20 protein-coding genes and 1 pseudogene are annotated in these 24,583 nt (G+C 74.4%); 8 read left to right on the top strand and 13 right to left on the bottom strand.

The window, feature by feature from the left end; all coding sequences use genetic code 11:
• Positions 1-63: 63 nt before the first annotated feature.
• The gene (locus tag ABTY20_RS09100) at positions 64-1,386 is read left to right on the top strand and encodes a lipase family protein (RefSeq protein ID WP_351996320.1); all 1,323 of its coding nucleotides are present in this window, start codon (positions 64-66) and stop codon (positions 1,384-1,386) included.
• A gap of 203 nt (positions 1,387-1,589) precedes the next feature.
• On the opposite strand, the gene ABTY20_RS09095 is transcribed toward ABTY20_RS09100, so the two are convergent.
• Complete coding sequence (locus ABTY20_RS09095) at positions 1,590-2,135, bottom strand: snapalysin family zinc-dependent metalloprotease (RefSeq protein WP_351996319.1); 546 nt, start codon at positions 2,133-2,135, stop codon at positions 1,590-1,592.
• Between the two features lie 178 nt (positions 2,136-2,313).
• Here ABTY20_RS09095 and ABTY20_RS09090 point away from each other — a divergent pair.
• A pseudogene (locus ABTY20_RS09090) lies at positions 2,314-2,754 on the top strand (aldo/keto reductase); the annotation flags it as partial.
• Between the two features lie 33 nt (positions 2,755-2,787).
• Positions 2,788-3,270, top strand: coding sequence for an MSMEG_6728 family protein (locus tag ABTY20_RS09085; protein WP_351996318.1), 483 nt, complete (start codon positions 2,788-2,790; stop codon positions 3,268-3,270).
• A 48-nt stretch (positions 3,271-3,318) separates the two neighbouring features.
• Here ABTY20_RS09085 and ABTY20_RS09080 read toward each other — a convergent pair whose 3' ends face one another.
• The 8 genes from ABTY20_RS09080 to bdeA all read right to left on the bottom strand — a co-directional run bounded on the left by ABTY20_RS09080 (position 3,319) and on the right by bdeA (position 13,700).
• The gene (locus ABTY20_RS09080; protein ID WP_351996317.1) at positions 3,319-4,605 is read right to left on the bottom strand and encodes an ABC transporter substrate-binding protein; all 1,287 of its coding nucleotides are present in this window, start codon (positions 4,603-4,605) and stop codon (positions 3,319-3,321) included.
• Positions 4,602-5,741, bottom strand: a complete 1,140-nt coding sequence (locus ABTY20_RS09075; protein ID WP_351996316.1) for a branched-chain amino acid ABC transporter permease — start codon at positions 5,739-5,741, stop codon at positions 4,602-4,604. The genes ABTY20_RS09080 and ABTY20_RS09075 overlap by 4 nt, the downstream gene beginning before the upstream one ends.
• Positions 5,734-6,630 carry a branched-chain amino acid ABC transporter permease gene (locus ABTY20_RS09070; RefSeq protein ID WP_351996315.1) on the bottom strand — a complete coding sequence of 299 codons (897 nt, stop codon included), beginning with the start codon at positions 6,628-6,630 and terminating at the stop codon, positions 5,734-5,736. The genes ABTY20_RS09075 and ABTY20_RS09070 overlap by 8 nt, the downstream gene beginning before the upstream one ends.
• Positions 6,627-7,430: an ABC transporter ATP-binding protein gene (locus ABTY20_RS09065; RefSeq protein WP_351996314.1), complete on the bottom strand. Its 804-nt coding sequence runs from the start codon at positions 7,428-7,430 to the stop codon at positions 6,627-6,629. Before ABTY20_RS09065 ends, ABTY20_RS09070 begins: the two co-directional genes overlap by 4 nt.
• Positions 7,427-8,209: an ABC transporter ATP-binding protein gene (locus tag ABTY20_RS09060; RefSeq protein ID WP_351996313.1), complete on the bottom strand. Its 783-nt coding sequence runs from the start codon at positions 8,207-8,209 to the stop codon at positions 7,427-7,429. The genes ABTY20_RS09065 and ABTY20_RS09060 overlap by 4 nt, the downstream gene beginning before the upstream one ends.
• A gap of 305 nt (positions 8,210-8,514) precedes the next feature.
• Positions 8,515-9,774 (bottom strand): PucR family transcriptional regulator, encoded by a 1,260-nt coding sequence (locus tag ABTY20_RS09055; protein WP_351996312.1) that lies wholly within the window; start codon positions 9,772-9,774, stop codon positions 8,515-8,517.
• A 149-nt stretch (positions 9,775-9,923) separates the two neighbouring features.
• Positions 9,924-12,632, bottom strand: a complete 2,709-nt coding sequence (locus ABTY20_RS09050; protein ID WP_351996311.1) for a helix-turn-helix transcriptional regulator — start codon at positions 12,630-12,632, stop codon at positions 9,924-9,926.
• Between the two features lie 165 nt (positions 12,633-12,797).
• Complete coding sequence (bdeA, locus tag ABTY20_RS09045; RefSeq protein ID WP_351996310.1) at positions 12,798-13,700, bottom strand: bis(hydroxyethyl) terephthalate hydrolase; 903 nt, start codon at positions 13,698-13,700, stop codon at positions 12,798-12,800.
• Between the two features lie 438 nt (positions 13,701-14,138).
• On the opposite strand from bdeA, the gene ABTY20_RS09040 reads away from it, so the two are divergent.
• Complete coding sequence (locus ABTY20_RS09040; protein WP_351996309.1) at positions 14,139-14,351, top strand: hypothetical protein; 213 nt, start codon at positions 14,139-14,141, stop codon at positions 14,349-14,351.
• Positions 14,352-14,396: 45 nt separating this feature from the next.
• Here the strand turns inward: ABTY20_RS09040 and ABTY20_RS09035 are convergent, their stop codons facing one another.
• Positions 14,397-16,082, bottom strand: a complete 1,686-nt coding sequence (locus tag ABTY20_RS09035; RefSeq protein WP_351996308.1) for a tetratricopeptide repeat protein — start codon at positions 16,080-16,082, stop codon at positions 14,397-14,399.
• Positions 16,083-16,214: 132 nt separating this feature from the next.
• The gene (locus ABTY20_RS09030; RefSeq protein ID WP_351996361.1) at positions 16,215-16,517 is read right to left on the bottom strand and encodes a hypothetical protein; all 303 of its coding nucleotides are present in this window, start codon (positions 16,515-16,517) and stop codon (positions 16,215-16,217) included.
• Between the two features lie 345 nt (positions 16,518-16,862).
• Between ABTY20_RS09030 and ABTY20_RS09025 the strand changes: the two genes are divergently transcribed.
• Positions 16,863-17,684, top strand: a complete 822-nt coding sequence (locus tag ABTY20_RS09025; RefSeq protein ID WP_351996307.1) for an SAM-dependent methyltransferase — start codon at positions 16,863-16,865, stop codon at positions 17,682-17,684.
• Positions 17,685-17,757: 73 nt separating this feature from the next.
• Here ABTY20_RS09025 and ABTY20_RS09020 read toward each other — a convergent pair whose 3' ends face one another.
• Both ABTY20_RS09020 and ABTY20_RS09015 read right to left on the bottom strand, forming a co-directional pair.
• A complete protein-coding gene (locus tag ABTY20_RS09020) occupies positions 17,758-18,678 on the bottom strand; it encodes a helix-turn-helix domain-containing protein (protein ID WP_351996306.1) in 921 nt (306 codons plus the stop codon).
• Positions 18,679-18,834: 156 nt separating this feature from the next.
• Positions 18,835-19,065, bottom strand: coding sequence for a DUF397 domain-containing protein (locus tag ABTY20_RS09015; RefSeq protein ID WP_351996305.1), 231 nt, complete (start codon positions 19,063-19,065; stop codon positions 18,835-18,837).
• A 490-nt stretch (positions 19,066-19,555) separates the two neighbouring features.
• Between ABTY20_RS09015 and ABTY20_RS09010 the strand changes: the two genes are divergently transcribed.
• From ABTY20_RS09010 to ABTY20_RS09000, 3 genes are all read left to right on the top strand, one after another.
• Complete coding sequence (locus ABTY20_RS09010) at positions 19,556-20,101, top strand: hypothetical protein (protein WP_351996304.1); 546 nt, start codon at positions 19,556-19,558, stop codon at positions 20,099-20,101.
• Between the two features lie 209 nt (positions 20,102-20,310).
• Positions 20,311-23,040, top strand: a complete 2,730-nt coding sequence (locus ABTY20_RS09005) for a SpoIIE family protein phosphatase (RefSeq protein ID WP_502991773.1) — start codon at positions 20,311-20,313, stop codon at positions 23,038-23,040.
• A gap of 137 nt (positions 23,041-23,177) precedes the next feature.
• Positions 23,178-24,542, top strand: a complete 1,365-nt coding sequence (locus ABTY20_RS09000; protein WP_351996302.1) for an FAD-dependent oxidoreductase — start codon at positions 23,178-23,180, stop codon at positions 24,540-24,542.
• The last annotated feature ends 41 nt before the right edge of the window (positions 24,543-24,583 follow it).

Here is a 24,583-nt window from a genome sequence, read left to right as displayed (position 1 = left end):
CGGCGGTAAGTAAGCGCTGCTAGTTTCCGGTTCGTCTTCCCGGAGCGGAGCGAGGAGCGAGCCGTGAGCCGTATCAGCAGCGTGCTGACCACCGTGGTCGCCACGACCGCCTGTGTCTGTGTGTCCGCGGCGCCCGCCGCCGCGGGCGACCCCGTGGTGTCCCGGGGCGTCACCGTCCCCGCCTTCTACACCCCGCCCGCCGAACTGCCGTCGGGCAACGGCGTACTGGTCCGCCACGAACCACTGCGCCTCGGGCTGAGCCTGCCCGGCCTGGACGGCCGCACCCTGCCCGGCACGGCGACCCGGCTGATGTACACCTCCACCGATTCGGGCGGGCAGCGGGTCGCCGTCACCGGCGCCTACATCGAGCCGTCCGCCGGCTGGAAGGGCGAGGGACCCCGCCCCCTGGTGGTCGTCGGCTCGGGGACCATGGGGCAGGGCGACCAGTGCGCGCCCTCGCTCGCCCTGCAGCATCCGCTGACCCTGACCGGGGAGACGCTGTCCGTCGGATACGACAACCTGGCCGTCTACCGGCTCCTCGCCACCGGGGCGGCCGTCGTCGTCACCGACTACGTGGGCCTCGGCGCGACCGACCGGCTCCACACCTACGTCAACCGGCTCGACCAGGGGCACGCCATGCTGGACGCGGCCCGCGCGGCCCGCTCCGTGCCGGGTGCGTCGGTCACCGCCGACTCGCGCGTGGGCATGTACGGCTACAGCCAGGGTGGCGGGGCCAGCGCGTCCGCCGCCGAACTGCACTCCGTCTACGCGCCCGAGGTGAAGCTCGTCGGCACCTACGCCGGCGCGCCGCCCGCCGACCTGACGGCGGTGATGGAGGGCATCGACGGCAGCGCCCTGGCGGCCGCGCTCGGCTGGTCGATCAACGGTTTCGCCCAGGCGGAGCCCGCGTTGAAGGAGGTCCTCGACCAGCACGTCAACGCCACCGGCCGGGCCGCCCTCGACAGCATCGCCACCAGCTGCGTCGGTGACGCGATCCTCGGCCACGGCTTCACCAAGAGCACCAAGTGGACGAAGGACGGCAGTTCGCTCGCCGACGTCATCGCCGACGAGCCGGACGCCCGGGCCGTCCTCGACGAGCAGCGCATCGGCAGGCTCAGACCCACCGGCCCGGTCCGCCTGGTGACCGGCGTCCAGGACGACATCGTGCCGCACGCGCAGTCCCGTCGACTGGCCCTGGACTGGTGCCGCAAGGACGCCGACGTCACCTACAAGGCGGTCGTGCTGCCCAACCTCGGCGACAAGATCCTCACCAACCACCTCACGCCGCTCCTCACCGACCAGGGCGACGCCGTGCGGTGGCTGACCGAGCGGCTCGAGGGCGAGCCGACTCGCTCCAACTGCTGGAGCATGCCGCTCCAGCCCTGAACCGCCGGCAACGTGACGAGCCCCGTCCCGGAATTCCGGGACGGGGCTCGCGAGGGAGCGCCGGGCAGGCCTTGCACCTGCATCTCCCCGCAGGAAGCGGGGCGTCTTTCCTTGGACCACCAACGCACGGTCGGGTTGCGGAGGTTTCCGTCGCCGCGACCTGGGACAACCATAGCGGCGATCGCCCCAGTAGTCACATCGGTTCACCTCCGCCCCAGGAGTGCTCCGGCGGGGGCTCCCTCGAAGTTCCGCTCGACCTGCGCCTTCTCCGCCGCGCTCGGGTAGGGGCTGGTGCACGAGGTTCCGGCGCTGGCACCCGACATCAGGCTGGAGCAGGGACCGGGCTTGCGGTCCGGCAGGCCGAGCAGGTGGCCGAGTTCGTGGGCCGCGATCCGGATCGTGGAGTAGCCCCGGTCCACGGCCTGGCGCCCGAAGTAGACGGTGCCGCTGCCCAGTGAGGCGGGGACGGAGCGGGGCCAGCCGTCGTCCGCCACGATCCGGACGTCGGCGCGCTGCCCGGACGCGGCCGGACGCAGCTCGACGGCCTCCACGCTCTCGTTCCAGACCGCCGCGCCCTTCTCGACCGCGGCCTTGAACTCCGCGGCGCCGCTCGCGTCGTAGGTGACCACGTCGTCGGTCGCCTGGCGCTGGACCGCGGCGGACGGAACGGCCGTGGCGGGGCCGTTCAGCAGGGGGCCGGACAGGAGGAGGACCGCGGCCAGGCCGCCGGTCAGCGTACGGACTCGCATGGGCGATCTCCTTGTGGGGAGCGGGGCGGTCGTGCTCGTGCCGCTTCCGCTTTCGCCTGCCCGTCGGCGCGGACTCCAATCCGTCGCCCCGTCCGCCCGCCGGTCCCGGAGCCGTGCCGCCGCGTTCCGCGGGAGGGGCCGGTCGGACTTCCCGACCGGGCGGGGGCGCTGTGGCGGGGGCTTCGGGGTCATCGGCTTCACCGCGCTCGCGCAGGGGCCGCTGACCGGACGCTGTCCCGACGGCGGGCCGCGGGCGGCGGCCGGCACGTCGTTCGGCACCGGGTGGCCGACCGACGACGCGCTGCACCGGCTGCGCGCCCTGAAGGGCATCGCGGCCCGGCGCCGGCAGGCCCTCGCGCAGATGGCGCCGGCCCGGGCCCTGCGCGACCCGCGGGTCACCTCGCCGGTCATCGGCGCGTCCCGCACCGAGCAGCCGGAGCAGAACGTCGCCGCACTGGAGAACCTCGACCTCGACGCCGGGGAACCGGCCGAGATCGACGCGTACGCCACCGAGGGCGGCGTCGACCTGTGGTGCGAGGCCCGGCCGGGCACGCTGGGCCGGGCCCCGGGGGCGGCACGAGGTGTGCGCCGCCGCGGACGGGGAACTGCGGTGCGGTGAGCCGCTTGGCCCCCACACAGTTCGGACGGCCGTATGCAGACCTTCCTGCCGTACCCCGACTTCTGCGAGTCGGCGCTGGTGCTCGACCGGCGCCGGCTGGGCAAACAGCGGGTGGAGACGATCCAGGTGCTGCGCGGTCTGACCGTGCCGGGCTACGGGTGGCGCCGTCATCCCGCGGTCCGCATGTGGACCGGCTACGAGGAGGCGCTGGTGCGGTACGGCCTGGAGATCTGCCGCGTCTGGCGCGACCGTGGCCACCAGGACAGCTGCGCCGCCACCCTCGTGGCCGACCTCGCCCGGGTGCGGCCCGGCGCGCCGGTGCGCAGCCAGCGGGAGCTGGCCGAGGCCGGCGAGCTGCCGCCCTGGCTCGGGGACGACGCCATGCACCGCAGCCACCGTTCGGCGCTGCTCCGCAAGGAACCGGACGTCTACGCGGAGTTCTTCCCCGGGGAGCCGGACGACCTGCCGTACGTCTGGCCGTCGTCCGACCGCGATCCGGAGGCGGCCGGCGGCTGACCCCGGGGTCCCCCTCCCCCGGGGTCCGCCGGGGTGCCCGGCCGTCCGTCACCGCGCGGACAGGTACTCCTCCACTCCCGGCGCCGCGTGCGCGTCCTCCGCGTTCACCACGCCGCCGACCGCCTCGGCGTCGGGCGTGAGCACGTACGTCTCGACGCTCGCGGGGCGGTCGACGTCGGAGAAGTCCTGCGGGGTGCCGAGGCCGGTGTCGGCGTTCGTCTGCGCGCGGTGCGCCTTGACGACGTCCTCGCGGGTGAGGCCGCCCGCCTCGCAGGCCTTCTCCAGGTCGGCGCCCATGAGCCGGGCGGCGTTGTACCCGGAGAGCACGCCGGAGTCGACCGGCGAGTCCGGGTACTTCTTCCGGTACGACGCCACCATGGTCTTCACGCCGGGCAGGTCGGAGCTGACCGCGGGCGCCGCGCTCACGATGCTGAGCATCGCCGCCAGGGCGGGCGCGGCGGGGGTCTTCATGAGCTGGGGTGCGAAGCCGGGGGCGCTGCTGACGACGGGGACCTTCAGACCGCGGGAGGCCGCGACGCCGACGAGGGAGGCCGTCTGCGCGGGCCCGGCGCTGATCAGGACGGCCTTCACGCCCTCCTTGCGCAGGGCCGAGACCTGGGCGGACAGGTCGGTGTCCGTGGCCTTGATCTTCTGTCCGGCCACCTTCAGTCCGGCCTTCCGGGCCGCCCAGGTGGATCCTTCCAGCGCGTTGGCTCCGTAGTCGCCCTCGAAGTGGACGTGGCCGATGGTGTCGCCCTTCTTCAGGCCCTTGGTGCGGGTGAGGAACTCGACGGCGGCGATCATGTCGACGTCGTAGGTGGTGCCGAGGACCTGGATGGCGTCCCTGCCGAGCAGGGAGGCCGCCCAGGCCTGCGGGAAGGTGAGCACCTTGTCCCGCTCGATGTCGTCGAGCAGCGCGGCGACCACCGGGGAGCCGATGACCTGGGGCAGCGCCACGACGTCCGGGGCGATGTCGGCGTAGGCGGTGACCGCCTTCTGCACGTCGTAGCCGTGGTCCTTGACGACGATCTCCACCGTGCGGTCGCAGATGCCGCCCTTGGCGTTGGTCTCGTCGGCCCACATCTGCTGGGCCTGCACGATGCTCTTGCCGAGGGTGGCGTAGGGGCCGGTCAGGTCGGTGAGGGCGCCCAGTCTGATGGTGTCGGCGTCGACGCCGGGCCCGGTGCGGACGCCGTCGGCGGCCTCGCCGCCCTTGTCGCCGTCGTCCGCCTTGGAGCTGCATCCGGTGGCCGCGAGCAGCAGGGCGAGGGCGCCGGCGAGGACGGCCTTGGCGGTACGGCGCCGGGTGCGGCGGGTTCGGTGCGTGGTGTTCACGGAGTGTGCTCCTTGGGTCGTGCGGCCGGTTGCGGAGGCGGGGGGACGACGGTGTCCGGGGCGGGGGTGCGGGATCGGCGGCGCCGTACGCGGCCTCGGACCCGGCGTGCCAGGCCGTGCAGACCGTCGGGGGCGTACAGCAGGACCAGGACGATCGCCGCGCCGTAGAGGTAGCGGGCCGCCTCGGTGGGGCCCACGGCGCCCTCGGCGGAGCCCGGGGCGGTCACCAGCGGGAGCTGGTCGGCGTACCGGGTCATCAGCAGCGGCAGGGCGGTGACGAAGACGGCGCCGGCGGTGGCTCCGGCGACGGACCCGAGACCACCGATGACGATCATGGCGAGGTAGTCGACGGAGAGCGCGAGGGAGAAGTAGTCCGGGACGACGCGGCGGAAGGCGAGCGCCAGCAGCACTCCCGCGAGGCCCGCGTACATCGACGACACCACGAAGGCCGCCGAGCGGTGCCGGGCGACGTCGACGCCCATCACGGCGGCCGCGGTCTCGCTGTCGCGCAGGGCGGCCAGCGCCCGGCCGGGGCGTGAGCGCAGCAGGCCGCGGGCGGTGAACCAGGTGAAAGCGAACAGGGCCAGGCCCAGGAACCACAGCCGTTCCTCCGCGCCGAACGGCACCCCGAGGACGGTCAGTTCGGGATCGCCCTGCGCGAAGGTGAACCCGCCGAGGGTGAGCGGGGGCACGGAGCGGCCGTTGAAGCCGCCGGTGACGGAGTCGGCGGTCAGCAGGACGTGGTGGCCGAGGAAGACCAGCGCGAGGGTGGCGATGCCCAGGTAGATGCCCTTGACCCGGGCGGCGACGGGGCTGAACAGGCCGCCGGCCGCTCCCGCGAGCAGGACCGCGAGGAGCGCGGCGAGGACCGGGGGCAGTCCTGGACCCGGTTCGCCCGCGAGCCAGGCGTAGCCGTAGGCGCCGACGGCGAGGAAGAAGGCGTGACCGAGGGAGAGTTGCCCCGCGGTGCCGCTGAGCAGGGCGAGGCCGGTGGCGCCGATGGCGGCCGCCATGGAGAACAGGCCGATGCGCAGCCAGAAGGCGTCCAGGTAGAACGGCGGCAGGCACAGGAGGACGGCGAGCGGCAGGAGCCGGGCCCGGCGGCGGGTGAGGGCGGCGAGGAGTCGGTCAGACACGGGCCGCCCCCTTCGCGCCGAACAGCCCGGTGGGCCGTACGAGGAGGACGAGCAGCATCACCGCGTACGGGGCGACGTCGCCGAACCCCTCGCCGAGGACGTGCAGTTCGGACTGGTAGCCGACGACGAGCGCCTCGGTCAGGCCGATGATCAGGCTGCCCGCGAGGGCGCCGGCCGGGGAGGCGAGGCCGCCGAGGATCGCGGCCGGGAAGGCGTTGAGGGCGATCTGCCCGGTGGTGCGCTCCAGTCCGGGCGCGGGGAACGCGGCGAGGAACACGGCGGCCAGCGCGGCGAGCGCGCCCGCCAGGCACCAGGCGCCCGCGCGCACCCGGCCGAGCCGTACGCCCATGAGCGCGGCGGCCTCCAGGTCCTCGGCCGCCGCCCGCAGGGACAGTCCCCAGGAGGTGAACCGGAAGAGCGCGAACACCCCGCCGATGACCGCGGCCGACACCACGATCGCGGCGAGCCGGCTGTCGGCGACGGTCACCGGGCCCAGTTCGGTCACCGCGTCGCCCCACGGGTCCCCCAGGGACAGCAGGTCGCCGCCGATGCGCCGGGAGAGGTCGGTGAGCAGGACGATGTCGATGCCGATGGTGACGATGGTCTGCACATGGGCGGAGTGGGCGTCCTGGCCGCCTCGTTGCAGCAGGAACCGGTCGAGCGCGCCGGCGAGGGCGGCCGTGGTGAGGACCGCCAGGGCGAGCGCCCCGGCGAAGCCGAGGTCGTCGTGGAGCACGGCGGTGAGGTAGCCGCCGAGCAGGAGCAGGGAGCCGTGGGCGAAGTTGAGGACGCCGGAGGCCTTGAAGATGACGACGAAGCCGAGGGCGACCAGCGCGTAGACCGCGCCGAGCGCCAGTCCGCCGAGGACGTTGTCGAGGAAGGCCGTCATGCCGCGTCCTCCCCGGGCGCGTCGGTGCCGAGGTAGGCGCGCAGCACCTCGGGGTCCCGGCGGACCTCGTCGGGGGTGCCGTGGGCGATGGGCCTGCCGAAGTCGAGCACCGTGACGTCGTCGGCGAGGCGCATGACGAGGCCCATGTCGTGCTCGACGAGGACGACGGACAGGCCGAGTGCGGCGCGGAGTTCGCCCACCACCTCGGCGGTGCGGGCGCGTTCGGCGGCGTTCATGCCGGCCACGGGTTCGTCGAGGAGCAGCACACGGGGCTCCAGGCAGAGGGCGCGGGCGAGTTCGACGCGCTTGCGGTCGCCGTACGACAGCAGGGCGACGGGGCTGTCGAAGTGGGGTCCGAGACCGGTGAGTCCGGCGATCTCGCGCGCTCTGGCGAGGTGTTCGCGCTGTTCCCGTGCGGCGCTCGGCAGGCGCAGCGCGCTCGCGGCGAACCCGGCGCGGGACAGGGCGTGGCGGCCGAGCATCAGGTTGTCGGCGACGGTGCCGTGGGTGGTGACGATGTTCTGGAAGGTGCGGGCCACGCCGAGCGCGGCGATGCGGTGCGGGGCGAGGCGGGTCAGCTCGGTGTCGCCGAGCGTCACCGTGCCGGCGGCCGGGCGGCACAGGCCCGACAGCACGTTGAAGCAGGTCGACTTGCCGGCGCCGTTGGGTCCGATGAGCGCGTGCACCGAGCCGGGGGCGACGGTGAAGGAGACGCCGTCGAGGGCGGTGAGTCCGGCGAAGCGCACGGTGACGTCCCGCACGTCGAGCACGGGCGGCGCGGTGGTGGTGCGGTCGGTCACGCCGCCCCCTGGTCCTCGGCCGGCTCGCCCAGGTAGAGGCGGCGTACGGCGTCGGTGCGGGCGAGTTCGTCGGCGGGGCCGGACAGCCGGGTCTCGCCGACCTCCAGGACGTGCGCGTGGTCGGCGAGGGAGAGCGCCATGCCGGCGTTCTGCTCGACGAGGAGGACGGCGGTGCCCTGGGCGTTGATCTCGCGGATCACCTCGGCGATGCGGTACACCATCTGCGGGGCGAGGCCGAGGGAGGGCTCGTCGAGGAGCAGCAGGCGCGGGGCGGCCATCAGGGCGCGGCCGATGGCGAGCATCTGCTGTTCGCCGCCGGAGAGCAGGCCGGCCGCCTGGTGGGTGCGCTCGGCGAGGCGGGGGAAGAGCGTGAGGACCCGGTCGCGGGCCTCCTGGACCTGGGCGCGGCCGCGCCGCCCGAGGCCGAGGCCGCCGGAGCGCAGGTTCTCGTCGACCGAGAGTCCGGCGAACACCCGTCGCCCCTCGGGGACCTGGACGACCCCGGCGCGTACCGCCGCGACGGGGTCCTTGCCGTCGAGCACCGTCGCGCCGTAGCGGACGCGGCCGGCCGTGATCGCGCCGCGGTGCAGGCGCAGCGTGCCGGAGACGGCGCGCAGCAGGGTCGTCTTGCCTGCGCCGTTGGCGCCGAGCAGGGCGACGACGGCGCCGTGCGGCACGGTCAGGGACACGGAGCGGAGGGCGGACAGCGCGCGGCCGTAGGTCACGTCGACGTCCTCGACGTGCAGCGCGGGTGGGCTGTCCGGTGGTGCTTCGGGCATCACGGCTCCTCGGGGCCGGGCCGCGCGGGGCGGCGACGGCTTCGGGGGAAGGGGTGCCTCACGACAGCACGGGGGCGGAGGAGCGGTACAGCTTTCGGCGCCCGTACGCTGCGGCGTACCAACGCGGGTGGGCGGGGGTTGTGCGGGTGCCCAGGCGGGGCCGTCGCGGCGGCACCGGGGTCGAGCACAGGGCCGGGGTGTCACTCGCCGCCTCCGGCGCGGGTGCCGCCGCGACGGCCCTCCCCCGGCCCTCGGCTGCGCTCGGGCGGGGGAGGCACGGCCGCCCGCGGCCGGGCGGGGTGGGGTCAGGGGCGGAGGAGGGTGCGGGCCGTCAGGGCCAGGCTGACCTCGATCAGGTCGGTGGGGCGGGAGAGGGAGCGGCCGGTGAGTTGTTCGTAGCGGCGGAGGCGGTTGAGGACCGTGTTGCGGTGGCAGTAGAGGCGGCGGCTCGCCCGCTGGGCCGAGCCGTCGCAGGCCAGCCAGGTGGCCAGGGTGTCCAGCAGGACCTCCGCGTCGGCGGGTTCGAGGTGGGCCAGCGGGCCGAGCAGCCGCTCGGCCAGCGCGGCGCCGAGTTCGGGACTCGACACCACCAGCGCCGCCGGCAGGTGCTCGGTCAGGTGGACCGTGCCGCCCTGCTCGGGGCACAGGCTCAGCGCGGTGTCCGCCAGCCGGCGCGCCTCCCCCACGGCGGACAGCCCCTCGACCGCGCTGCTGACGCCCACCCGCACCCCCGCCGCCCGTTCCTCCGGGACGACGGGCTCCGTGCCGTCCTCGACCAGGACGATGCCGTGATCGGCGTCCACGCCCGTGTGCCAGTGCGCGCGCACACCCGGAGCCAGGACCGCCTGGGCAGCGGGACAACCGGTGGGCCCGCCGCCGGCGACCGCGACGACCACGTACCGCCCGTGCTCGGGCAGGTCCAGCGCCTGCGCGGCCTCGGGCAGGTCGGCGATCCTGCTCGTGCCGTCCAGCAGGGCCGCGGCCAGCAGACGCACCCTGTTCTCCCTCCGCCACGCCAGTTGCCGCTCGGTCTGCCGGTAGGCGTCCGCGACGAGGGTGCAGTGCTCGTCGACGAAGTTCCACACGTCGGACGCCACGTGCACCAGCAGCCGTACGTCCTCGGGCGCCGTCCGGGAGGTCTCGTCGACCAGGCCCTGCCACACCAGCGAGCCGCCCAGCCGGAAGGCGTGCAGCAGGGCGTCCAGCGGCAGCCCCTGCTCGGCGCGCGTGGCGCCGATCTTCCAGGAGCAGTGCCGTGCCGCGTCACGGGCGCCCCGCGGATCGATCAGGGAGGAGATGCTGTGCCGCAGCGAGCGGTGCACCTCCTGCCAGGTCGCGGCGGCGTCCCCCTCCACCGCGGTCCGGTACGCGGGCTCCTGCTCCTGCAGGACGGCGACCAGCCCGTCGGTGAGCTGGGGCAGGTCGTCCAGCAGGACGCGGGCGGCCCGGTGCAGCACGCGCAGCGCGTCGGCGTCGATCAGCGACCGCACCCGCGGCGTGCGCGGCCGCGGCGCGGGCGCGGGTCCAGGGCGCGGCAGGGTACGTGACCGTACGGCGTGTTGCATCGCGCATCTCCCCCCAGGGTCGGTTTCCCGGCGGTGCCCGTGCGGCGGCGCTCCCCCGTAACGGCGTCCGGCCGGTACGGGGGAGCCCGTGGGCCGGCCGCCATCGGACTCGTCCTGCCCCGAAGGATGACATACCGTCCGGTCGGTCCCTAGAGCTGTGCACCGGTCTTTTCCGTCTGCCCGACGAGGCGGACCAGCTCGACCCGGGAACGGACGCCCAGGGTGGAGAAGATGTTCCGCAGGTGGTAGTCGACGGTGCGGGTGCTGACGGACAGGCTCAGGGCCACCTCCCGGTTGGTGGCGCCCTCGGCGACACACCGTGCGATGCGCAGCTGCTGCGGGGTGAGCCGGGACAGCTCCCCGGCCCCCGGCCGGCCGGGGGCCGCACCACCCGCCCGTGACTCGGCGGCGGCCTGCTGCGCCCACAGGTGCGCGCCGCAGCGCTCGAAGCCCACCAGCGCCTCCCCGAGACGGTCCCGCGCCTCGCGCAGCCGGCGCCTGCGCCGCAGCCACTTGCCGTAGAGCAGTTCGGTGCGCGCCCGCTCGAAGTCCCCGGCCGTCTCCCCGTGACGGTCCAGGGCGCCCAGGTACAGGGCGCCGGCCGCGTCCGGGGCGGCCAGGAGGGCGCGGCAGCGCAGGAGCTGGGCGGGGGCCTGGGGGTCGGCTCCGCACGCGGCCCATCGGGCGAAGTCCTCGACGGCCGCGGCCGCGCGCTCGGGGCGTCCGGCGAGTGCGGCGGCCTCCACGAAGCAGGGGACGGCGAGCATCCACACCGCGAAGTGGCCGCGGCGCGCGCCGGGGCCGACCAGGGGGCCGAGCCGGTCCGCCGCCTCGCGGGGGCGGCCGGCGCCGAGGTCGGCGCGGGCCGCGGCCCACTGGGCGAGCGTCGCGGCCTGCGCCAGTCCGTGCCGGCGGGCGGTGCGCAGGGCCGCGGCGGCGTGTTCGGCGACGATCTCCCGCTCCCCCTCGATGGACGCGGCGAGCGCCAGCACCGCGTGGTGGTGGGCGGCGGTGTTGCGCTGCCCGGCCCGCGACGCGGTGCGCAGTCCCTCCTCGGCGTGGGTGCGGGCCAGCTGGTGGCGTCCGGCGCGCAGTTCGGCGTAGGCCAGGTACTCCAGCGCCCTCGGTTCGAGGGCGGCGCAGCCGAGGGTGCGGGCCGCGGCGAGCGCCCTCGCGCCGGCGCGGCGGGCGGCGGTCACGTCACCGAGCATGAGCGCGGCGGAGGCGGACCGCAGGAGCGGCTCGGGATCGCCGCCGGACAGCCCGTGTTCGACCACCCTGCGCAGCGGACCGGCGGCGCGGTCGAACCGTCCCAGGAGCACGGCCCGCATCCCCTCCCGGTGGTCCCGGAGCGGCCCGGAGCGCAGGGCGGCACCCCACGCCTCGTTCCCGGCGGCCGGTGTGCGCGTCGCGGCGGCCGTGAGGGCGTGGAGGCAGGAGGCGGGATCACCGGCGGCCCAGGCGGCGTCCGCCGCCCCCAGGGCCGCCGTGCCCGCGGACGCGTGACCGGACCCGGCCAGCAGTCCCGCGGCGAGCAGGAAGGACTCACGGGCGTCGTCCACCGGCCCGTCGGCGAGGAGCACCGTGCCCCGCAGGAGTTCCGCGCCGCCGCGTACCGACGCGGGTGCCGGACCGCTCCGCGCGGCCTCGAGCAGGCGCAGGGCCTCGGGCGAGCGCCCGGTGAGGAGTGCCTGTGCCGCGGCGGCGGTGTAGCGGTGCGCCCGCTCCTCCCCGTCCGGTGTCAGTCCGGCGGCGCGGGTGAGCGCCCTGCGGCGCAGGTCCGGCGGTGCGGAGGCCGCTGCCGCCGCGAGGCCGGCCGCGAGGCCGGGAGCGGGGCCCGTGACGGTCCAGGAACGGTGCAGCAGCGCGAGGACGCCCTCCGCGCCGGCGTCCGTCAGGCACTCGGCCAGTGCGCGGTGCGCGGCACGGCGCCGCTCGGGCGGCGCACCCGCGTACACCGCCCGTGCCAGCAGCGCGCTGCGGAACCGCAGGCGGCCCTCGGCCGCCACCAGCACCTCGGGCAACGGCTCCGCCGGGCCCGTCCCGGCCGCCCTCCGTACCAGGTCCGCGTCGGCGTCCGGTTCCCCCGTCGCGTGCACGGCGGCCGCCGTCGCCAGCAGCAGGGCGGCCCGGTCCGGCGGCAGACCGGTCGGACATCCGCCGGTCACCCCGGTGAGCACCTCCCCGTCGGCCAGTGGCCGGGGCAGCGGCCGGCACCCGGCGAGCTGGGCGGGCGACAGCCGGTGGATCAGCGCCAGCAGCAGGGCGGGATTGCCCTCCGCCTCCGCCACCAGCTCCTCGCGCACGCCGGGGTCGACGGCACCGTCCGTCATGTCGTCGACCGTCCGTGCCGCGTCCCCGGGCGCCAGGGGGCCCAGCCGCAGCACGGGCAACCCCGCCAGTTCCCGGTCGACGGGCCGGTGTCCGGGAACCGTGAGGAGCAGTCCGGCCCGCAGCCCCGCCGCGCGCGCCCGCGCGGCGGCGTGCCCCAGCGCGGCGCGGGAGGCCGCGTCCCACAGATGCGCGTCGTCCACGCACACCAGGAGCGGCGACGCGTCGGCCGCCACGCGCAGGACGTCGAACAGCACCTCCCCCGCCGTACCGTCGTCGGGGACCCGCACGGTGCGGCCGGCGGCGCGCAGCAAGGCGTGCAGACCGCTCAGGGGCGGCGCGGTACGGCCGGAGCCGGCCCGTACGTGCCACACGGGTCCGGCGTGGAAGGAGCGGGCGGCGCACTCGAGGAACGTGGTGCGGCCGCAACCGGGTTCACCGGTCACGACGCGGACGCCGCCGGCGGTGCGCAGCCCCTCCGGCAGCCGGTGGACCGCCTGCCGTCGCGGGGTCGTCTGTCCGGTCATCCCCCTGATGTTACTCACGCGTAAGAAGATGTGGAGGGGACGCGTCCACCCGTGTGCCGGCGCCCAGGGGGACCGGCCTGCGGCGGTGCGCGCGCACAACGCCGGTGGCGGCCCGCGCCGTGCGCGGACCGCCACCGGGTGGTCGTGTGCCGGGAGTCCGGGGACTCAGGAGGTGTGCGGGCAGTTGCCCCGGGACTCCTCGACCGTCAGGCTCGGCCGGGGCAGCGGGCACAGGAACTGCTCGTAGCGGGTGTCGTTGTCGATGAACCGCTTCAGCCAGGAGATGCTGTACTTCGCGATCGTCGTGTTCGACGAGTTGGGCGTGAAGTGGGTGGCGCCGTTCAGCTCGATGTAGGCCCGGTCCAGGGAGGACGGCAGGCCGGTGTAGAGGGGCTCGGCGTGGCTGGAGACGGGAGCGATGGTGTCGCCGTCGGCGCCGAACAGGAGGGTGGGGGTCCTGACCTCGGACCAGGTCTTGTCGAGGTTCCAGGGCGTCAGCGGGATCGCCGCCTGGAGCGAGGGCCGGTCCTTGGCGGCTTCGAGGGTTCCGCCGCCGCCCATCGAGTGGCCCATGACGCCGAGCCGGCTGCTGTCGATGCGGCCGCGGACCGCGCTGCGCTGGGTGAGGTAGTCCAGCGCGGCGAGCAGCTGGTCGCCGCGGGAGGCGGGCTGGTCGAGGGTGGTGTTGGTGTCGATGGTGAACACCACGAACCCCTGGGAGGCCAGGCGCGGACCCAGCCAGGCGATGGAGGACTGGTAGGCGGTGAAGCCGGGCGAGACGGCGATCGCGCCGAAGGTGCCGTCGGCGGTGCTGGTCGGGTAGTAGATGGTGCCTCCGCCGAAGCCGGTGACGGCCAGCGAGGAGACGGAGACGTCCGAGACCGCGTACGGGCCGCGCAGCGCCTCGATGCTCGATCCGGTGGGCGCCGGACCGCGTTCGTAGGGGTTGTCGGCCGCGTGGGCGCCGGGGCCGCTGAGCGTGGTGAGCGCGACGACGGCGGCGAGGGCCGCGGTCAGTCCGGCGAACCGGCCGCTTCCGCGCCTGCGGGTGTGGGGGTGCTGCTGCACGACGGGGAGTCCTCTCTGTCGCGGCGGACCGCCCGGCCGGCGCACGGGAACTGCGGCGTGGTGGGGCCGTGCCCCGGCCGGGGGCGCCGTCGATTGACTGGCGGTGCCACTGTCGGAGAGGAGGGGGCCGGCGCGGACCGGCAATCTCACCGGTCTCGTGCGCCGCGCCGGGTCCCGCGGCGTGCTCGGACTCCGGGGGGGGGGCGGCCGTGCCCGCGCGCACGGCAGGCACCGGCACGACGGGGGCGGCCGGACGGACGCGGTCACCGTCGGGGGCGGCGCCGACGGTGACCGCGGTGCGCGGAGCCGGCCCGCGCCGCTCCCGCTTCCCCGTGCGGTGACGTCCGTCCTTCGCCCCCGGCGGTCCCGCGTGTCACCCGACTGGCCCTCCGGGCGAGCCCCCCGGGGCCGGACCGTGCTCGTATGGAAGCGGCCTCCATGCCTACCCGGAGGGAGCTGGGAATGCACGAGATGTGGTGCGGTGCAGACACCTCGGGGGAGCTGGTGTGGCATGTCCTCACGTCGGACAAGTCATCCACGCTCTGCGGAGTGGAGAAGCGCAAGCAGGACGAGTCGGCTCGTCGGCACATGACGGACCGGCACTGCTTCTCCTGCATGAAGACGTTCCAGGCCGTCGTCGAGGCGAGCTGAGGCGGGAGACCGCCCCTGCCACCGGGCCGGCCCGAGCGGACCGGTTCAGTGGCAGGGACGGCCGTCGCCGGAGGGCGCCGGCCGGTGGACCTCCAGGCGGCAGAAGCAGGACGCCTCGATGGGCACGTCCGCCAGCGCGGCCGCCTGCTTGAGCTGCTGGGCGACGATCGCCGCCTCCCCGTTCCTTCCGGTGCGCAGCAGGCACTCGTGGAACCCGTGCAGCGACCAGACGTTGCCCGGGTGCTGCCGGGGCCGGGGCAGGGTGGCGTCGAGCCCGAGGTCGGCGCGGTACACGGCCTCGGCCTCCGCGACGCGGCCCTGCTCCAGCAGCAGCGCCCCGTAGGCGTGCCGGGTGGGCTGCATCCAGCCCCAGGGCTCGTCGTAGGGCAGGTTGTCGTCCAGTTCGACCGACCGCTCCAGCGCGGCGAAGGCGGTGTCGTACGCGCCCTGCCGGTAGGCGAGTTCGCCGTCCAGCATCGCGGACGCGACCTCGAGGATGTCGTGGCAGGTGTTGTTGAACAGCATCCGGGTCGCGGGGACGCGGCGCACGGCCGCGCGGAAGTCGTCCCGTTCGGCCTCGGCCCGGCCGGTGGCGCCGGTCGCGGAGAGGGCGACGCCCCGGGCGTAGTGGAGCATGGCGGTGGTCACGCAGTACAGCTCCGGATCGGCGGGGAACGGCAGCGCCAGGACGTCGTCCCAGCGGCCGAAGCGGATCAGGACGTGGACGCGCATCGCCAGGAACCCCTCGAGCCAGTCGGCCATGGGCGGGCTCTGCACCCGGAGGAGTTCCTCGGGGACGGCGGCCTCGAGCCGCGCGGCGGCGTCCAGGGCCACCTCCGACTGCCCGGCGAACAGGGCTCCGTAGATCCTGAAGTGGTGGTTGTGGGCACGGTAGAGCGTGTAGAAGTTCATGGCGCCGGCCCGCTCGAGGTACTTCTCGTCGGCGGCGACGGCGGCGGTGTTGTCGGAGACGACCCGGCGGTAGTCGCCGCACAGCACTTCCAGGTGCGAGGGCATGTGGTTCAGGTGCCCGGCGTCGGGTACGGCGCCGCGCAGCCGGTCGGCGACGGTGAGGGCGGCTTCCGGCGTGGGGGACATCTCCATCAGGTGGATGTACAGGTGGAGGATGCCGGGGTGGCGGGCGCCCGCGTCGGTGGCGAGCGCGCCGTCGAGGACGGCCTTGGCCTCCAGGGTGCGGGCTCCGTCGGCCGGACGGCCGGTCCGCAGGTCCCACAGCTGCCAGGGCGTGAGGTTCATCAGGGCGTCGGCGCAGAGCGTGGCCACGTCCGGGTCGCCGGGGGCGTCCTCGTACACGGCGAGCATCCGGTCCGCGTAGGGCTCGTTCCACACCGAGCAGTCCTCGGCGGCCTCCGCCTGGGGGTAGCGGGCGCGCAGGGCCTCGATGAGCGCCCGCTCGACCGGGGTGGCGTGCGCGGCCTTCTCGTGCGCCCGCTCCACCGCCCGGTGGGTGCGTGCGACGGTGCCGGCGAGTTCGTCGCCGTCGAAGGCCTCCCAGGGTTTGTTGTAATTGGGGCCGAGGGCGTAGGCGATGCCCCAGTGGGCCATGGCGCAGTCCGGGTCGGCCCCGGCCGCCTTCTCGAAACAGGAGACCGCCTCCTCGTGGTTGAACGCGTACGTCCACATCAGTCCGCGGTCGAACCAGAGTTGGGCGTCGGCGGAGGCGGTCGTCACGGGCCTGCGGTGGTCGCCGAGGTCGTAGTAGTCGTCCACGCGTGCCTCCCGGGGCAGCGGATGGCCGGCCGCCGGCGACGCCGGCGACGGACGTCCCGTAGGGACGAAACCGACGATAGCGGGGCACACGCGCTGATGCAGGCGTCGGCGGGGGTCCGTCGCCCGGACCGGTCACACGCCGACGAGGAGCTGCGGCGACAGCACCTTGATCGTCGTGTTGGTCCAGCGCATCCGGCGGAGGGGCTGCGGATGGCAGGAGGAGGCCGGCTCCAGCAGCTCCCGGTCCCGGGTGGCCTCGCATTCGCGGGTGTTCCCGGCGGTGGGCTGGCCGTTCATCTGCAGCAGCCCGCAGCCGGGACGGCCCGGCATGCCGCGGATCAGGTGGAGGTTGTTGACCCGGACGGCGGCGGCGGAGGCCTGGTGGGACGGGTAGACGCCCTGCAGGACGGAGGCGGACCGCACCCACCGCTCCACGTCCTCCTCGGCGACCCCTTCCGCCAGATGCGTGTCGGTGCGGACCGGCCAGGGGGCGCCGGGCGCACAAGGGGTGCGCGCCCCGGGGGTTCGCGATCCGGTCCGTCGAGCTGTCCAAGGTCCGGCCTTCCCACGGGAGACCGACGCCGCCGCGCGAGTCCCCCTCCTCCGGCACGCAAGCGCCTACCCTACGCGCCGGACAGGACACTGCGGGTCATCCCGGCCACCGGCACGTCGACCGTTCCGGGGGGTGTTTCCCCGATGGGCTGGCACGGCTCCCGCGGGGCTCCCTAGGATGTACTCCCTGTCCAGCCAGTCCAGTTGGCGCGGCCCGCAGGGGGAACGATGCACACCGGCAAGCAGTTGTCCACCGAGATCGACGCGACCGTGCCGACGGCGGCGCGCATGTACGACTACTACCTGGGCGGCAAGGACAACTACGCGGCGGACCGTGCCGCGACCGAGGAACTCGACAAGGTGGTGCCCAGCACCCGTCGCCTGGCGCTGAACAACCGGCGCTTCCTCCAGCGGGTGGTCCGCACCCTGACGCAGGAGTACGGGATACGGCAGTACCTGGACCACGGTTCCGGCCTGCCCACCCAGGACAACGTCCACCAGGTCGCGCAGCGCATCGACCCGACCACCCACGTGGTGTACACCGACAACGACCCGATGGTGCTGGTGCACGGCCGCGCCCTGCTGGAGCAGGACCGGCGCACCGTGGTCATCCAGGCCGACATGCGCGACACCGACGGGATATTCGGCCACCCGGAGACCCGGCGGCTGATCGACTTCTCGGAGCCGGTGTGCGTGCTGTTCAACTCGGTCTTCCACTGCATCCCGGACAGTGACACCGACGGTCCGCTCGCCCTGGCCCGCCGGGTGCGCGAACGGCTGGCGCCGGGCAGTTTCATGGTGATGTGCCAGCTCGTCAGCGAGGACGCCGGGGTCCGCGAGTTCGTCACCGACTTCATGGACCGGGCGACCCACGGGAACTGGGGCCGGGTGCGCGAGCCCAAGGACGTCGAGTCGTACTTCGAGGGCCTGGAGATCCTGGAGCCCGGCCTGGTGGAGGTGTCCACCTGGCGCCCGGACAGCGAGGTGGCGCCCCGTCAGCTCACCAAGGAGTGGATCGAGTTCGGCGGTGTGGGCAGGATCCCGTCGTGACCCCGGACGCGCCGACGCCCCCACCGGACCGTCCGGGTCCTGCGCGGGGGCGTCGGCGCGTCCGGGTCCGCGGCTACTCCGCGGCGTAGCGCTCCTTGATCGTCCTGCGGAGCACTTCCACCGAGTCGCGCGGTGTGAGCGCCTCGTCGGCGAGGCGGTCCAGCGCGATCCGGTACTCCTCCGTCTCGTCGCGGTCCTCGAGGAAGTTGGCGCTCCTGATGTGCTCCAGGTAGACCACGTCGGGCAGGTCGAGCCCGCCGAAGCGCAGATAGGTCACGGGGATGGCGGGAGCCGACGCGTTCGTCACGTCCAGCGGCACGATCTGCACCGTCACATTGGCCCGCCCGGCCATCGTCACCAGGTGCTCGAGCTGCTCGCGCATCACCGCGCGGCTGCCCAGGACGCGCAGCAGGACCGACTCGTCGATGACGGCCCAGAGCTGCGGCGCGGCCTCGCGCAGCAGCAGTTCGGCGCGGCGCATGCGCAATTCGACCCGGCGCCGCACCTCGCCCTCCGGGGCGTTCGGCAGCCCCCGCTCGACGACCGCGCGGGTGTAGGCGGCGGTCTGCAACAGCCCGGGGACGTACTGGATCTCGAAGGTGCGGATGGTGGCGGCGGCCTCCTGGAGCCCCACCAGCCGGTCGAACCACTCGGGCATCAGCCGCTTGTCGTACCGCTGCCACCAGCCCGGCTCGCCGGCCCGCCGGAGCAGTTTGAGCAGGACCGAGGCCTCGTACTCGTCGGTGCCGTACAGCGTCAGCAGTGCCCGGACGTCGCCCTCGGTCGGCGGGCGGCGGCCCTTGCCGGACTCGATGCGGGAGAGCTTCGCCGGGCTGAAGCCGACGGAGCGCGCCGCCTGGTCCTGGGAGAACCCGGCATCGTCGCGGAAACCCGCCAGCTGCACACCGACCAGCATCTTCAGCAGGGTCGGGGCGGGCTCGGGTTTGTCCAGATAGGATTCCAGACGGGAGATTCGAGGCGACGCGGCGGACATCCTGACTCCCAGCAGACCGGCACAGGGGCGATTCACACTATCGCACCTGACTGTCCCTCACCGCATCCGCGTACGAAAGCCCGGAGGAAGTGGTGAGCCGGATTCCGCCCGAACGGCCCCGGTCCGGACAGCCGGGGCCGGTCGGGCGCGGGCGTTTCAGACGAGGTGGTCGAACTCACCGTCCTTCGCGCCGGCCAGGAACGCCGCCAGCTCCGCGGCCGTGTAGACGAGGGCGGGACCGTCGGGGTCGCGGGAGTTGCGCATCGCTATCCCCCCGTCGGTCAGCGGGGCCACCTCGACGCAGTTGCCCTCCGCGTTGCTGTGCCGGCTCTTGATCCAGCGGACGTCCAACTGACTGGCCCGCACTCCGTTCCGCACTCCTGGCACCGCCGTCTCCTCGCTGTTCCCGTGTCTCCCGGCACGCCGTCCGGACGTCGGCCGCACCGGAAAAATCTCGCGCAATTTCTCGTGCAATTGCATGCGAGCGCTGTCAGGGTGGATAATAGCTGCGGCGTCAACCCCCGTGCTGGCGCCCCGTCCTGACGTCGCATCAGGGAGATGCCGTGTCATCACCTGCGCATCCACTGCTCCGGCCGCCGGCCGCCGCCGTGGCACCGACGGGCGGCCCCGGCACGGCGCCGGCACGCCCGTGCGGACCGCTCCCACAGGGGCCGCACGGGTGGACGCACCCGGCGGCGCAGACGGTCCGCCCCGCGTCCGCCCGTGCGGGGCGCCCCGCACACCGTCCGGAGGGGCCCGCGCGTGCGCGCTCCTCCGCTCCCGACGACCACCGCCCCGCCGCCGGCACGACGGCGCGGGCCCGGCCGTCGACCCGACCGCCCACCTGACACGACTGCCGCGGAAAGGCACCCACGCCATGCGCAGCGCTTCTACGGAACACCCGAGCAGCGAGCGCCCTGTGCGCCACACGTCCCCCACCGGAGTGGCACGTACCACGCCTCTCATGGAACTGTCCCGTGTGCCCTGGGCCGACATGCAGGACTCCACCGGATCGGCGGCGGCCATCCCCCTGCTGCTGCACGGCATCGCCTGGGGGGACACCGGCACCGCCCGCGCCGCCCTGGAGGACCTGCGGAAGCGGATCTGCCAGTACGGCTTCGTCACGGAACAGGCCACCGCCGCCACGGTCCCCTTCCTCTGGGAGCTGGCCCAGCTGCCGCACGTCACCTGCCGGGCCGGGATCATCCAGCTGCTCAGGGCCATCGCCGACGCCCGGCAGTGGGAGAGCACCGCCGCCGCGTACCCCAAGCTGCTCAACCGCCGGGAGAACCCGGTGGTGTGGGAGCGGGCCGCCCGGCAGGCGGTGCGCGCCCGGCGCGGCGACCTGAAGCGGCTGCTGGCCGAGCCGGACACCGAGATCGCCCGCGCCACCACGGAACTGGCCCGCGCCCTGGCCGACTGAGGCCGCGGAGCACGGTGCGCCGGGGTGGCCCGGTCGAGGAACGCGCGCAGCCCCTCGGGGGACGGGCCGCGCGCCGGGGGAGGGTCGCGCGCGGTCACGGGGGGACGGCCGCGCGCGACCCGGGGAACCGGTGACGGACAGGTGACGACCCGCCGGTCAGGCGGGTGCCGTCCCTCGCCTCGCACGGCGCGGCAGTGTAGACATGGCACATGGTCCGACTCATGGGTCGATCCCGGACCCGGCCGCCCGGCTCCGCGGCGTCCGTGAGGCGCCGGCGGGACGCGGACGGCCGTTCCCGGTGGCGCCCGGCGGCGGGACTGCGGTCGGTGCTGAGCGGGCGCAGCGTCGCCGGACAGGTGTTCGTGCTGTACCTGGTGATCGTGCTGCTGCTGGTCGTGGCGGCCGTCGTGGCGCTGGTGCTGCAGGTGCAGCGGGACAGCACACAGGAGGCCCGCAACCGCTCGCTCGCCGTCGCGGAGACCTTCGCGAACGCGCCGGGCGTCGTCGAGGCGCTGGACTCCCCCGACCCCACGGCCGTGCTCCAGCCGCGCGCCGAGGCCGTCCGCGAGCAGGCACGGGTCGACTTCGTCGTCGTCATGGACAACGACGGCATCCGTTACACGCACCCCAGACCGGACCGCATCGGGGGGAGGTTCGTCGGCACCATCGGGCCCGCACTGGCCGGTGAGCCGGTGGTGGAGGAGATCGAGGGCACCATCGGACGGCTGGTGCAGGCGGTGGTGCCGGTGAAGGACCCCGGTGGTGAGGTGGTGGGCCTGGTGTCGGCCGGCATCACGACCGAGCACGTCGGCGGGGCCGCCCAGGACCAGCTGCCCCTCGTCCTGGGCGCGGCGCTCGCCGCGCTCGCCCTGGCCACCGGGGGCGCGGCCCTGGTGAGCAGACGGCTGCTGCGCCAGACCCACGGCCTGGGCCCGCGCGAGATGACCCGCATGTACGAACACCACGACGCGGTGCTGCACGCGGTGCGCGAAGGGGTGATCATCGTCGACGGCGACGGGACGCTCATGCTCGCCAACGACGAGGCGCGCCGGCTGCTCGGCCTGCCCGAGGACGCCGAGGGCCGGCACGTGCTGGACCTCGGCCTGGACTCCGGCACCGCCGAGCTGCTGTCCTCGGGCCGCGTCGTCACGGACGAGGTGCACCCGGTGGCCGACCGGCTGCTGGCGGTCAACCAGCGGCCCACCGACCGGGCGGGCGGCCCGCCCGGCAGCGTGGCCACGGTCCGCGACTCCACCGAGCTGCGCGCCCTGTCCGGGCGGGCGGAGCTCTCGCGCGAGCGGCTCAACATGCTCTACGACGCGGGGGTGGGCATCGGGACGAGCCTGGACGTCACCCGCACGGCCGAGGAGCTCGCCGAGCTGGCCGTACCGCGGTTCGCCGACCACGTCACGGTGGACCTGTTCGAGTCGGTGCTGGCCGGCGGCCACCCCGACGCGACCGGTGTCCTGCGCCGCGCGGCGTCGGCGGGGATCGACGCGGACGCCCCGCTCTACCCCAGGGGCGAGCGGATCCGCTTCGTCGCGTCGTCCCCGCAGGGCGTCAGCCTCACCACCGGCCGGCCTGTCCTGGAGCCCCGGCTCGGCCTGGCACCGGGCTGGCACGCGCAGGACGTGGAGCGCTCCGGGCAGGTCATGGAGTACGGCATCCACTCGCTGACCACCGTGCCGCTGCGGGCCGGGTCGCTGGTGCTCGGGGTGGTCAGCTTCTGGCGTTCACGGAAGACGGAGCCGTTCGACACCGATGAGCTGGCCCTGGCGGAGGAGCTGGTCGCCCGGGCCGCGGTCTCCATCGACAACGCCCGCCGTTACACACGCGAGCACGGCATGGCGGTGACGCTCCAGCGGAGCCTGCTGCCGCGCAGCCTGCCCGAGCAGAGCGCCCTGGAGATCGCCTACCGCTACCTTCCCGCGCAGGCCGGGGTGGGCGGGGACTGGTTCGACGTGCTGCCGCTGTCCGGAGCCCGGGTCGCGCTCGTGGTCGGCGACGTCGTCGGCCACGGCCTGCACGCGGCGGCCACGATGGGGCGGCTGCGCACCGCGGTGCACAACTTCTCCGCCCTCGACCTCCCGCCCGACGAGCTCCTCACCCTGCTCGACGAGCTGGTCGGGCGGATCGACCAGGACGAGGCACAGGACGAGCAGAGCGCGCCGGTGACGGGGGCGACCTGTCTGTACGCCGTCTACGACCCGGTCTCCCGGCACTGCACCGTGGCCCGGGCCGGTCATCCGCCGCCGGCCGTGGTCCGCCCGGACGGCGGTGTGGAGTTCTGGGACGTGCCCCCCGGCCCTCCGCTGGGACTCGGCGGTCTGCCGTTCGAGTCGGCCGACCGGGAACTGCCGGAGGGCAGCCGGCTGGTCCTCTACACCGACGGGCTGGTCGAGGACCGGGGGCACGACATCGACGTCGGCCTGGAGCGGTTGCGCGAGGCGCTGTCCCGGGCCGGCGACTCCCCCGAGGACATGTGCAGGGTCGTGCTGGAGTCCCGGCGCCCGGCGCGGGCGGGTGACGACATCGCCCTGCTGGTGGCGCGGACGCGGGCGCTGGCCGCCGGGCGGGTCGCCGAGTGGCCGGTGCCGCCGGATCCGGCGGCCGTGGGCGAGGTGCGGGCCGCGGTCACCCGGAAGCTGGCCGAGTGGGGGCTGGAGGAGCTGACGTTCGCCACGGAGCTGATCCTGAGCGAGCTGGTCACCAACGCGCTCCGCCACGGCGGCGCCCCCATCCGGGTGCGGATGCTCCACGAGCGCAACCTGATCTGTGAGGTGTACGACAGCAGCAGCACCTCGCCCCATCTGCGGTACGCGACCATGACGGACGAGGGCGGACGGGGCCTGTTCCTGGTCGCCCAGCTCGCCGAGCGCTGGGGCACCCGCTATCTGCCGGCCGGCAAGGTCATCTGGACGGAACAGCACCTTCCGTGAACCGCCCATAAGGACACCTGGGGAGAACTCATAAGAGAGGCTTATGAGCCCATAGACCGGACCCGCGTACCAGGTAAGGCATGCCTCAGTTTAGGCTTCCACCGAGTCGCCTGTCATCGCTCGAAGGGAACCTGACCATGCCCCGCCCCCTGCGGGTAGCCATCGTCGGATCCGGCCCCGCCGGGATCTACGCCGCCGACGCCCTGCTCAAGTCCGACGTGGCCACCGAACCGGGTGTGTCCATCGACATCTTCGAGCGCATGCCGGCGCCGTTCGGACTGATCCGTTACGGCGTCGCCCCCGACCACCCGCGGATCAAGGGCATCATCACGGCCCTGCACCAGGTGCTCGACAAGCCGCAGGTCCGGCTGTTCGGCAACGTGGACTACGGGACCGACGTCCACCTCGACGACCTGCGCGCGTTCTACGACGGCGTGATCTTCGCCACCGGCGCCACGGCCGACCGCGCGCTGCCGATCCCGGGCATCGACCTCGACGGTTCCTACGGCGCCGCGGACTTCGTCTCCTGGTACGACGGCCACCCGGACGTGCCGCGCACCTGGCCCCTCGAGGCCGAGAAGGTCGCCGTGCTCGGCGTCGGCAACGTCGCCCTCGACGTGGCCCGCATCCTGGCCAAGACGGCCGACGAGCTGCTGCCCACCGAGATCCCGCCGAACGTCTACGAGGGCCTGAAGGCCAACAAGGCGATGGAGATCCACGTCTTCGGCCGCCGTGGCCCGGCGCAGGCGAAGTTCAGCCCGATGGAGCTGCGGGAGCTGGACCACTCCCCCACCATCGAGGTGATCGTCGACCCCGAGGACATCGACTACGACGACGGTTCGATCGCCACCCGGCGCGGCAACAAGCAGGCCGACATGGTCGCCAAGACCCTGGAGAACTGGGCGATCCGCGACGTCGGCGACCGTCCGCACAAGCTGTTCCTGCACTTCTTCGAGTCCCCCACCGAGATCCTCGGCGAGGACGGCAAGGTCGTCGGCCTGCGCACCGAGCGCACCGCACTCGACGGCACCGGCAACGTGACGGGGACCGGCGAGTTCAAGGACTGGGACGTCACCGCGGTCTACCGGGCCGTGGGCTACCTCTCCGACAAGCTCCCCAAGCTGCCCTGGGACATCGCCTCCGGCACGGTCCCGGACGAGGGCGGACGCGTCGTCCAGGAGACCGGCGAGCACCTGGACTCCACGTACGTCACCGGCTGGATCCGGCGCGGTCCGGTGGGCCTGATCGGCCACACCAAGGGCGACGCCAACGAGACGGTGGGGAACCTGCTGGAGGACTACGCTGCCGGCCGGCTCCAGACGCCCGGCTCGCCCGCCCCGGAGGCCGTGGACGCGTTCCTCGCCGAGCGCGGCATCCGCTTCACCACCTGGGACGGCTGGTACCGCCTGGACGCCGCGGAGAAGGCGCTGGGCGAGCCGCAGGGCCGTGAGCGCGTGAAGATCGTGGAGCGCGAGGACATGCTGCGCGAGAGCGGCGCCTGACCCCCTGTCCCGCGAGGGTTCCCCGCCGGGCGCCCGCCCGG

Origin of the sequence: Streptomyces sp. NPDC126497 (assembly GCF_040302425.1) — a bacterium.
Lineage (GTDB): Bacteria > Actinomycetota > Actinomycetes > Streptomycetales > Streptomycetaceae > Streptomyces.
Note: the sequence above shows the minus strand (reverse complement) of the source record. Positions and strands in the feature narration are given on the sequence as shown.

Bases quoted from the DNA above. Each gene is read 5' to 3' on its own strand.
- ABTY20_RS09095 (WP_351996319.1), bottom strand. From the start codon at position 2,135: ATGCGAGTCCGTACGCTGACCGGCGGCCTGGCCGCGGTCCTCCTCCTG.
- ABTY20_RS09085 (WP_351996318.1), top strand. From the start codon at position 2,788: ATGCAGACCTTCCTGCCGTACCCCGACTTCTGCGAGTCGGCGCTGGTG.
- ABTY20_RS09070 (WP_351996315.1), bottom strand. From the start codon at position 6,630: ATGACGGCCTTCCTCGACAACGTCCTCGGCGGACTGGCGCTCGGCGCG.
- ABTY20_RS09060 (WP_351996313.1), bottom strand. From the start codon at position 8,209: ATGCCCGAAGCACCACCGGACAGCCCACCCGCGCTGCACGTCGAGGAC.
- ABTY20_RS09055 (WP_351996312.1), bottom strand. From the start codon at position 9,774: ATGCAACACGCCGTACGGTCACGTACCCTGCCGCGCCCTGGACCCGCG.
- ABTY20_RS09050 (WP_351996311.1), bottom strand. From the start codon at position 12,632: ATGACCGGACAGACGACCCCGCGACGGCAGGCGGTCCACCGGCTGCCG.
- ABTY20_RS09040 (WP_351996309.1), top strand. From the start codon at position 14,139: ATGCCTACCCGGAGGGAGCTGGGAATGCACGAGATGTGGTGCGGTGCA.
- ABTY20_RS09025 (WP_351996307.1), top strand. From the start codon at position 16,863: ATGCACACCGGCAAGCAGTTGTCCACCGAGATCGACGCGACCGTGCCG.
- ABTY20_RS09020 (WP_351996306.1), bottom strand. From the start codon at position 18,678: ATGTCCGCCGCGTCGCCTCGAATCTCCCGTCTGGAATCCTATCTGGAC.
- ABTY20_RS09010 (WP_351996304.1), top strand. From the start codon at position 19,556: ATGCGCAGCGCTTCTACGGAACACCCGAGCAGCGAGCGCCCTGTGCGC.
- ABTY20_RS09005 (WP_502991773.1), top strand. From the start codon at position 20,311: ATGGTCCGACTCATGGGTCGATCCCGGACCCGGCCGCCCGGCTCCGCG.
- ABTY20_RS09000 (WP_351996302.1), top strand. From the start codon at position 23,178: ATGCCCCGCCCCCTGCGGGTAGCCATCGTCGGATCCGGCCCCGCCGGG.